8 protein-coding genes, 1 tRNA gene and 2 pseudogenes are annotated in these 9,800 nt (G+C 64.1%); 7 read left to right on the top strand and 4 right to left on the bottom strand.

Annotation, left to right across the window (positions count from 1 at the left end):
- Positions 1-756: 756 nt before the first annotated feature.
- From E3O62_RS17580 to E3O62_RS13140, 3 genes are all read left to right on the top strand, one after another.
- Entirely contained in the window at positions 757-948 is a 192-nt protein-coding gene (locus E3O62_RS17580) for a DUF2306 domain-containing protein (protein ID WP_370448932.1), read from the top strand.
- Positions 949-1,283: 335 nt separating this feature from the next.
- Positions 1,284-1,736 carry a hypothetical protein gene (locus E3O62_RS13145; RefSeq protein WP_134398800.1) on the top strand — a complete coding sequence of 151 codons (453 nt, stop codon included), beginning with the start codon at positions 1,284-1,286 and terminating at the stop codon, positions 1,734-1,736.
- Between the two features lie 242 nt (positions 1,737-1,978).
- Positions 1,979-3,346, top strand: coding sequence for a beta-ketoacyl synthase (locus E3O62_RS13140; RefSeq protein ID WP_198413796.1), 1,368 nt, complete (start codon positions 1,979-1,981; stop codon positions 3,344-3,346).
- A 233-nt stretch (positions 3,347-3,579) separates the two neighbouring features.
- On the opposite strand, the pseudogene E3O62_RS13135 reads toward E3O62_RS13140, so the two are convergent.
- Positions 3,580-4,188 (bottom strand): annotated as a pseudogene (locus tag E3O62_RS13135) (IS1380 family transposase); the annotation flags it as partial.
- Positions 4,189-4,387: 199 nt separating this feature from the next.
- On the bottom strand, positions 4,388-4,666 hold the full coding sequence (locus tag E3O62_RS13130; RefSeq protein ID WP_134398798.1) for a hypothetical protein: 279 nt from the start codon (positions 4,664-4,666) through the stop codon (positions 4,388-4,390).
- Between the two features lie 234 nt (positions 4,667-4,900).
- Here E3O62_RS13130 and E3O62_RS13125 point away from each other — a divergent pair, with 234 nt between their 5' ends.
- A complete protein-coding gene (locus tag E3O62_RS13125) occupies positions 4,901-5,521 on the top strand; it encodes a hypothetical protein (RefSeq protein WP_134398797.1) in 621 nt (206 codons plus the stop codon).
- 136 nt (positions 5,522-5,657) lie between these two features.
- On the opposite strand, the gene E3O62_RS13120 is transcribed toward E3O62_RS13125, so the two are convergent.
- Positions 5,658-5,730, bottom strand: a tRNA-Arg gene (locus tag E3O62_RS13120).
- A 49-nt stretch (positions 5,731-5,779) separates the two neighbouring features.
- The gene (locus E3O62_RS13115) at positions 5,780-7,150 is read right to left on the bottom strand and encodes an MFS transporter (protein ID WP_134398796.1); all 1,371 of its coding nucleotides are present in this window, start codon (positions 7,148-7,150) and stop codon (positions 5,780-5,782) included.
- Positions 7,151-7,255: 105 nt separating this feature from the next.
- Between E3O62_RS13115 and E3O62_RS13110 the strand changes: the two genes are divergently transcribed.
- The 3 genes and pseudogenes from E3O62_RS13110 to E3O62_RS13100 form a co-directional block, all read left to right on the top strand.
- Positions 7,256-7,990, top strand: coding sequence for a flavodoxin family protein (locus E3O62_RS13110; protein WP_134398795.1), 735 nt, complete (start codon positions 7,256-7,258; stop codon positions 7,988-7,990).
- 94 nt (positions 7,991-8,084) lie between these two features.
- A pseudogene (locus tag E3O62_RS13105) lies at positions 8,085-9,389 on the top strand (carboxylesterase family protein).
- A 132-nt stretch (positions 9,390-9,521) separates the two neighbouring features.
- A partial coding sequence (locus E3O62_RS13100; protein ID WP_134398794.1) for a hypothetical protein occupies positions 9,522-9,800 on the top strand: 279 nt, incomplete at its 3' end.

Raw genomic sequence — 9,800 nt, 5'->3', positions numbered from 1 at the left:
TGACGCGGTCCGCGGCGGGCGAAGTAGCGCACGAGCGCAGTCGAGTGCGCCCGGACGATCACGGTGAACCAGTCGACGTCGGCCGCCGTCTTGGGCGGGCCCGCGCTCTCAGGCATCGCCGCTCCCTCGCTCATGTCGGCGGTGGCTGGGGTGTTGGCGATGCTCACATAATGCATATGTCGCTTCCGCCGTAAGTCTTGCACGCAGCACCCCCGAATTTTAGGAGAGAGCGCAGAACGCAGACCTTCATACCTGCTGGAGGACGCTGGGCAGGTTCTTCGGCTCGCGGGGCGGTGCGGCCGGGTCACCGCGCGCGCCGCAAGTTGTCGGCGGCACCGGGCGTCTGCGTTTTGCGCGATGATAACCTTGCCCGATGTCGGATGTTGCGCTCATACTTCTGCCCCTTGGGTTCGTGCTAGTGCTTGCCGGAGTCGCCTTTGCACTGTGGCATCGCCCAAACCGTGGTGCGCGCCTGGGGCGCGGGCAACGGTTCGCTGCGGTCCTTCTAGTGAGCGTTGGTTCCGGGGCGGTGCTAGCGCCTCTCGTGGGCATGTTCCTCGTCTCACGTCTTTAGGTGTACCCGGCCAGGACCTTGGTGAGACCTCGCGGCTTGTGAAAAGGGAGAACCTCCGGAATTGGTGGAGGTAACCCGCGGAAGGTTCTCTGGCAGCAGCCAACCTCGGGTAGTCCGCAGCATCAAGCTGAACAATTCGTGCGGGAGCCTTCCGTCTAGTCCAGTCGGGCGGCGGCCCCGAGGTGGTTCCGGAGCAGACCCGATTAACCGACTCGCCGTTTCCCGTCGTGCTGCATATCGTTGGCGCAACGCTCTTCAGCGTGGTCGGGGCATTCCATTTCCTCCCCGCGCTCCGCGGAGGGCGGCGTTGGCACCGCACGGCCGGGCCTGTCCTGATCACGGCCGGCATGATGGCCGCGCTCTCAGGCCTATGATGGCCGTCTGGTACCCGCGCCCTATCGGCGACGGCGGCCTTCTACTTATTCACCGCCTGATCTTTGGCTCGTATATGTTCGTGAATCTCGTGCTAGCCGTGCGTGCCGCTCGAACGCCGGGACAGTGCACACCGGGTAGCTGCGTTCAGCGAACAGCTAGTGAGAACAATTCGGTAGGTTGCTTGGCTCACTGAGACTCAGCGCGATGGGAGTCTCGCAGCAAGCGCTGTTATTGCTTGTAGATATATCCAGTGCATCGATGCTATTGTATCTAGTAGATATAAAGCGGACAAAAACGCGATCGCGTTGGCGCGCTACTCGAACAAAGGAACCCGATGAGCTCTGTAGAGTCCAAGAATCTCCGATTCCCGGCCAGCACCGCCGGAAAAGTTGCCGCGGCGCTCTTCCTTGTAATCGCCGCATTCCAAGTGGCATTGGCCGCGGGCGCACCCTGGGGTGAAGCCGCCCTCGGTGGGATCAACCCTGGAGTGCTCCCCGACGAATTCCGGGTGAGCAGCGCAATGCAGGGAGTTTTCTATGTCGCACTCGCTGGTGTCGTCGGCACTCGTTGGGCTAGCACGACGCTCCGCCGGCGCGTGCTCTATGGAGCGACCGTCCTGCTTTTCGTCGGGGCCGTTATGAATCTCGCTTCTCCGTCCTTCGTTGAGCGGATGCTCTGGACACCGGTTACAGTGGCGCTTGTGATCGCTCTGTGGCGTGCGGCGCGGCAGGACTCACTCTCGTTCGCTGCGCGCCCCCAGGCTGTGCAGGCAGACCGCGCTGCTTGACATCCTTAGTCGATTACGGGACGTATGCGATGGAACACGAACGTGAGCGAGGCGGAATTTGTCAAGGTTAATGAGGCCAGCGTGAGTTTAGGCGGCTAGTTTCGGCTCCGCCTCTTGTGGTTCGGCTGGCCTGTTGATCCAGGCCGCGTCGGGGGTGGCGAGGATCTTCGGGTCGCAGCTGGTGCTGAAGCGCTCGGGGTTTCGGCCTCTCCGACGAGAGGGCAGTCGCAACCCGACCATCGGTGATCTACAACTTCGGGACGAATTGTTTGCAGCGAACTCGGTGTCCCAGAGAACGGTCTCGCCGTACGGTAAAAAAAGAAATCCAAACTGATCGGATTGTGAGAGGGAGCATCTGCATGCGGGCACCGTTGAATAGGCAAGTCGCTGTCACTGGCATCGGTGTCGTCACGCCGGGGGGTGTCGGCGTCGTCGACTTCTGGTCGAGCCTGTTTCGGGATATGCCCCCGTCTGCCGTGCGCAGAGTTGCCCACGACACTCTCAACGCCCGACGGGTGATGACCCACAAGACTGCGAAAAACTCCGACATCAATGTACGATTCGCCATCGTCGCCGCCGATGAAGCACTTCGAGACGCCGGGCTGCTTGATGTCGGCGCGCAGCCGGACGATGCGTCGGATGTGTCGATGCTCGCCGATTTTGTAGACAGGGACCGCGCTGCCGTCTCCATCGGAACCGGCATTGGTGGGATTCAGACCTACTCCATGCAGGCAGATGTCCTCCGCGAGAAGGGCGAGCGGTTCGTCTCCCCGCACACCGTTCCGATGGTGATGCCCAATGCCGCGGCCGGCGCGCTGAGCATACGATTCGGGTTGCGAGGTGCCGCACTGACGACTGCGACGGCCTGTGCTGCAGGCACGGATGCCATCGCCGCCGGAGCTCGTCTCATCGCACACGGAACCGCTGACCTGGTCATCGCCGGAGGTACCGACTCGAGCCTCTCCCCGGTTAGCCTGGCTGGCTTCGCGAATATGCGAGCGCTGTCAAAGTCGGGTATCTCCCGCCCCTTCGACCGCGATCGAGACGGTCTGGCTGCTTCTGAGGCTTGCGGCATCCTGATCCTGGAGCCCTACGATGCGGCTGTCGCAAGGGGCGCGCGCATCTACATGACCATCGACGGGGCCGCCTCAACGTCAGATGCGCACCACATTACAGCTCCCGCTCCTCATGGAACCGGCGCCGAGCGCACGATGAGGCTGGCACTGAACGATGCGGGGATCGCACCCGAAGAAATCGTTCATGTCAACGCACACGGAACATCGACGGGGCTCAACGACGCGGCAGAAGGGGAAGCTCTTCAACGCGTGTTCGGGACGACCCGGCCTGTCGTGACAAGCATCAAGGGTGTGACAGGTCACTCGTTCGGTGCGGCTGGTGCGGTCGAGGCCGTAGCGGTTGCTCTCGGTTTTGAGAAGGCAATGGTCCCTCCAACCATCGGCCTAGTCAATCAAGACGAGACGATCGACATCGACATCGCCACCACTCCCCGCCCTCTGCCGCGAGGCCCCGTGATGTCGAACAGCTTCGGATTCGGCGGCCACAACGGCAGTATAATTTTCGGTCCGCCGCCAATCACCGTGGCGTACTGAGGGTTGACTCCTGCTGAACGAAGGTCTCGATGTAGTCCAGGATGGTGCCCATCGCGATCTGCACCGGTTCGATCGAGCGGCGAGTTTCGGTAAGAAGGTTTCGACCCTCTTACGCGATCAGTAATGCGACCGCGAGCCGATTGGGGTCGGCCTCGGCCCTTGGAATCGAACCATTCGATTTGGGACTCGGGTCGGGGCGCCCGGTGTTGTGGCAAAACAGACGGTCCACGCGGTTCCCAGGGCCATCGCTCGGTCAAGTGGAGCATGAAGCGCCGGGCTGAGGAAGCGATCCTGTCTGGACGGTGACGAGATTCCGGCGGATGGTAGCCGTGGTCGCCGTGGCGAGGCCGGCGCCGACGATGGTCGCCGCGGCGCGGGTGAGGTTGAAGACCATCACGGCCAGGACCAGCCAGGCGGCGTTGGCGGTGAACACGCCGGCGGGCAGGTGCGCCAGGGCGCTGTTCTTCGGGCCCGCGTGAACGAACTCAATGACGAAGTGAGCACGGTAGGTTTTGCCGGCGGCGACAGTGGACAGGTCGTTGGTGGTGTAAAACACGTGGAAGCGGTGCGTGTCAAAGAGGGTGGGGTGCTCGAGGTCTTTCTTGTCCAGCTCGGGGATCCGCCGCACCACGAGGCGGCCAATGATGAGCACGCCTCTTCTTGCGGGAGGTGAGCGCGCTGAAGGGGAACTCGGCGTTCGAGATTCACGCTTTCGTGGTTCCGTCGTAGAGGGCATCGGTGTATCTGATGGCCTGCCACGCATGTTCGGCAATGCTCGCGATGGGCCTCCTGATGGCCGGGTCCATCCGGGCGGTCACGGACACGGCCGCCCGAGCAGCCACCTCCAAGACTGGATCCATAGCTACAGCCACCACAGAGTCCATACCGGCATCGGCGGCGAATCACCCATCGACCGTGCTCTCAACGTCAATGGGAACAACAACTACCGCCGGCGAATCGACGCTCAGGGTCCCGAGGTGAGCATCTATCGAGGCGAAGAAACGCGACGTGAACGAGCCCTGATTCCTCACCTGCTCCAGCTCAGGTAGTGGCGCAGCAGGTCGCCGCCGGCGCCCCGTAACGAGTCCTCTCGCGTAGGCGCTCGATCGCGCGGACCAGACTCCGGAACCTTTCCGACAGTCCCATGACACACGCTGGGGCACCTTCCTCCAGCGCCAGGCGCCCTTCAATTGCGAGGCGCTGTTCCAGCCGCTCATCGAGCTCGCGCTCCTGCTGGCGGTAGCAAATCATGAACAAGTCCGGATTCATCTCGGTGCCCCCCTTTATATATTGATAAGTGTCGATGTATTGGTCGATCACACATCGAAAGGTGTCGATATATGCAACGTCGCCCAAACACAAGACGGTCATCAGCCGAGCTAGTCGAGGGCACGCCAAGTCGTTGGTCTTTGCCCGGCCGTATGGCACCGGTTGCGACCCAAGTTCGTGACCGGGGTGGAACCTGTAACGACCTGCCCTGGTCGCGCGCGCCCGGTCCCCCGATTCTGAATCGGGGGACCAAACAATCTGTGGCGCGCACGAAACACTCACTCGGTGCGTCCAGCGCTACCGGTGTTGGAGCTTGCTCCTGATACTTTGATCGCCACCGAGATTGCTCCCGATGGTCAGATTCAGCTATTCGATCAACCCACCAGCCAACTCGTCGACCGGTCAGTAGTCGACGCGATGACGCTTCTCGCACAAAGCAAGGGTGTCGGCCCCGACGCCGACGCGGCAGCATTCCTGCAAACTCTCGAAGAGAGAGGGCCGAGAGTCGCTACTTCGTTGCGCGACCTGGCAAATACCCTCGCCGCATCGCAGTTTGAAACTGAGTTCTCTTGGACCGAGCCACGCAAAGCAGCCCTAAACCTCCGCATGTCTGTTCCCGACTTATTGCACCTCGGAAAACTCGTTGCAAGTAGGGAGCTGGAGAAGGAACCGGTTCAGCTCGAGGGCATCCTTCGGACTGTCAGCGACATCAGTCCTTTGAAGCTTGAAATCGGTAAGGGTGAGTACGAAACCGTGAACGCGACGGAGATCGACAAGTCCGTCATCAAGTCCTTGAGTGTCGGGCGAAGAGTGCGCATCTCGACAGAAGTCACGGAAGAAAAGAGTCCTGGCGGTGCTCCTGTCACCCACTTCAAAGCCACTCGGATTGAGGTCTTAGAACACTAAAGACGCTGGTTGCGCTGCGTCGGGTGCCTGGCCGCGACCCGTGCGGAGGGGTTCCGGAGGGGTTCGCCCCTCATCCCCTTGCGCCGACCAACGACAAAACCCCCCGCAATCTCAACGATTGCGGGGGTTTTTGCTGTGCGCCCGAAGGGATTCGAACCCCCAACCTTCTGATCCGTAGTCAGATGCTCTATCCGTTGAGCTACGAGCGCAGGCTGTCTCGAAGCTAAGCGCCCCATGACAACTTGAAAACTATAACAGCTATTCGGGGTGCTCTGGTGCGGCAACCGGGACCGGAGTGCGAATTCCGAGCCAGGAGACCAGCCCACCTGCGAACATCAGGCCCGCGACGACGACCATCACGCGCTGGAATCCGGCAACGTCGAGCGTCGCTCCGATGATCGTCCCAGCCAGGGCGATCGCGACCAGGCCGGCCACCCGGGACACGGCATTGTTGATGGCCGAACCGATCCCGGCCTGCTCGGACCGGATGGACCCGAGCACCGCGGAGGTCAGCGGAGCCACGGTGATGGCCAGGCCGAGGCCGATCACGACGACGGCCGGCACGACCTGCGACCAGAGCGCGATCGGCGGCACCGCCCCGAGTAGCAGCAAGAATCCGGCTCCTGCCACCATCGGGCCCACGGTCATAAACGCGCGCGGTCCGTAGCGACCGGCCAGGGTGCCGAACAGTGTCGCGAAGAGCAGCAGCATGAGCGTCGCCGGGATGCCGGCGAAACCGGCCGCGGTCGCCGAGAAGCCGCCAACCTGCTGCAAATAGACCGTGAAGACGAAGAAGCCGAGGCTGAGCGCCGCGTAGACGCCGACCGTGGCGAGGTTCCCGACGCCGAAATTGCGGATCGTGAACAGGCTCAGGGGCATCATCGGATGCGGCGCGCGCGCCTCCCACCAGACGAACCCCGCCAAGGCCAGCAGCCCGACGACGAGCGGCACGAACACGACCGGGCTGGCCCAGCCCAGCCGCCCCTGCTCGATCAGGGCGAAGACCGGCCCGCCCAGCCCGAGCGCGGCCAGGCTGGCGCCCCACGCGTCGATGGGGGCCGCCGGACGGGTGCGCACCGGCTCGTCCAGGCCGGCCAGCAGCACCAGGGTAACCACGATGGGGATCACGTTGAGCCCGAAGATGAGGCGCCAGCTGAACGTGTCCACCAGGATGCCGCCGAGCACCGGGCCCATGATGCCCGCGATGCCCGTCCAGCCGGTCCAGGCCCCGATCGCTCGCCCCTGTGCCGCCCCGGAGAAGGTGGAGGTGATCAGCGCCAGAGAACTCGGCACGAGCAGGGCCGCCGCCATCCCCTGCAGCACCCGGGCGAGCACGAGCGCGCTCCCCCACGGTGCCACCGCGCAGGCCAGCGAGGCGATCCCGAACCAGATCAGTCCGATGCGGAGCACCCGCACCCGGCCGAACGTGTCCGAGAGCGACCCCGCCACGAGGATCAGGGCGCCCAACGAGAGCAGATAGCCGTCGACCACCCACTGCGCCAGCACCAGGCCGCCGCCGAGTTCCCGCGAAATCGCCGGCAGCGCGACCGTGACGATGGAGCCGTCCAGGAACGCCACGAACGACGCCAGAATGGCCACGATCAGAACCCGATGCTCTCTGGAAATCACTCTCCCAGTTAACCCGATTCGCGGCCCGATCGAAGGCCCGATCCGGAGGGCGCGGGCTCCGGTGTGGCCCTAGACGAGGTCTGGGGCCGGTGCAAAACTGACACCATGACCGCGACCCGCGACACCCAGGCATCCTTCGAATACGCCGGCCTTCGGGCCCTGTTCATCAATTGCACCCTTAAACGAAGCCCCGAAATCAGCCACACACAGGGCTTGATGAACCTCAGCATCAACCTGATGCACGAGCAGGGCGTCCACGTCGAGAACATTAGGGCCATCGACCACGACATCGCCTCGGGCGTCTACCCCGACATGACCGAACACGGCTGGGCGACGGATGCCTGGCCCGCCCTGTTCGACAAGGTGCGCACCTCCGACATCGTCGTGATCGGCGGGCCGATCTGGCTCGGCGACAACGGCTCGGTCACCAAGCGCGTGATCGAACGGCTCTATGCCATGTCGGGGGAGCTGAACGACAAGGGTCAGTACGTCTACTACGGCAAGGTGGGCGGGGCCGTCATCACCGGCAACGAGGACGGCGTGAAGCACTGCGCGTCGAACGTGCTCTATAGCTTGCAGCACATCGGCTTCACGATTCCGCCGACGGCCGACGTCGGCTGGATCGGCGCGATCGGTCCGGGCCCGAGCTACCTGGACCCGGATTCCGGGGGGCCGGAGAGCGACTTCACGAACCGCAACGTGACCTTTATGACCTGGAACCTGATGCACCTGGCGGCGATGCTGAAGGCAAACGGCGGCATCCCCGCCTACGGGAACCTCCGCGAGGAGTGGGACGAGGGCGAGCGGTTCGGATTCCAGCCGAACCCGGAGTACCGATAGCGGCGTCGACGCGCCCGAAGTGAGGACGCCATGACCGCGACCCTGCGCGAGGTGGCGCCGGTGGCCCCGTGGGAGGGCGTGCGAGACGTCTCTCGTGCTTCGGCCGGCGTCGGCGTCGCGGAGGCGGCTGGGCCGCCCGGTGATGGTCTTCATCCACGGCGGTGGCTACAGCGTGGGCTCCTCGCAGGATTTCACCGGCCGAGGGGAAAGTTTCGTGCGCACCGGGCGGGTGGTCTACGTCAGTTTCAACTACCGGCTGGGTGCCCTCGGCTACCTCGACTTCTCCCGGTATTNGCTACCTCGACTTCTCCCGGTATTCGACACCGGAGCGGCTCTTCAAGAGCAATCTCGGGCTGCGCGACCAGGTGGCCGCCCTCTGGTGGGTGCACGACAACATCCGTGCCTTTAGGGGGGGGGGAATCCCCACAACGTGACCGTGTTCGGGGAATCGGCCGGCGCCAACGCGGTGCTCCATCTGATGGCGACGCCCTCCGCAGCGGAGCTGTTCGCCCGCGCCATCGCGCAGAGTCCCCCGACCAGCGCGTCGTTCCCGCACTCACTGACCGACGGCTGGGCCGCCGAGTTCGTGGCGGAGCTGCGCCCCCAGCGGCCGGACGCCTCCGCCCTGTCGCCGAACGAGCTGCTGACCACCGCCGCGATAGCCGACCTGACCCAGGCGGCCGTGGCGCTGCAGGCGCGCACGCCGGATGCCAACCCGGGCACCTTCTGCATGATCCCGGTGATCGACGGGCATTTCCTGCCCGAGCGGCCGCTCGACGCCTTCCGACACGGGACCGCGCACCGGGTGCCGCTGATCATCGGTACCAACGAGCGGCAGGGGTCGCTCTTCCGGGGCCGGGTGGACATCCTGCCGAAGTCGCCGACGCGTATCGCGGCCATCTTCGACCACGCCCCGGTGAGCTCGCACGACGCGATGCGCTCCGTCTACGCGAGCCTGCCGGCAAAACGGTCGTCGTCGGACTTCGGTGAGGATTTCGTGTTTTGGTACCCGAGCCTTCAGATCGGCGACTTCCACTCCCGGGTCGCTCCGGTCTTTACGTACCGGTTCGACCTGGCCCCGCGGCTTACGCACATGCTGGGCATCGGCGCCACACACGGAATCGAGCTGTTCGCCCTGTTCGACCACGTCGACGGCCCCACGGCCCGGGCCATGAGCCTGCTCCGCGGTCGAGAACTCTTCATCAACGCGGGCGAACGGATGCGCCTGCGCTGGCTGCGCTGGCTGCGCTTCGCCTGCACCGGGCGGCCCGACGACACCTGGCCGACCTACTCGGAAACGGACCGGCTGACTCTGATCATCGACGAGGTCGATCGCATCGAATCGGATCCGCGCGCTGAGCGGCGGGCGGTCTGGCAGGAGTTCCTGCCGAACTTCTAGCGGATAGCGGCGGTGGAGCCCGTTGGCGTGATCCGCGGTTGAGCTCCCCGCCACTCCTGCGCTGACCGAATTACTTTCTATATTCGTGTGGAATCTCTTGACTGCAGATTAGTACACAGATACTATTAGGGCATGGCTGGGGCCCCCACTCCGTACCACCCCACCGCCTTACCGCAGGCGGTGCTCTCGCTCGTGCGGCAGTTGCAGCAGGTGCGTGACCTGGCCGTGGCCGTGCTGGATTCGGTGTCTTTTTCGCTCTTGGGTGAGGCGGACGCGATGATGGTGCTGGGCATGGTCGAAGACCTCGGCCGCCGGGTCGATGCGGCCAGGGTTGCTTCTGCCGCTGATATTTCGGTGCGGTGCCGCCGTATCCTGGGTCAGGAGTCCCTGGCGTATAAGAACGGGGCGAGT

The organism is Cryobacterium sp. TMT2-15-1 (assembly GCF_004402345.1).
GTDB lineage: Bacteria > Actinomycetota > Actinomycetes > Actinomycetales > Microbacteriaceae > Cryobacterium > Cryobacterium sandaracinum.
This window is presented reverse-complemented; position numbering and strand designations above follow the sequence as displayed.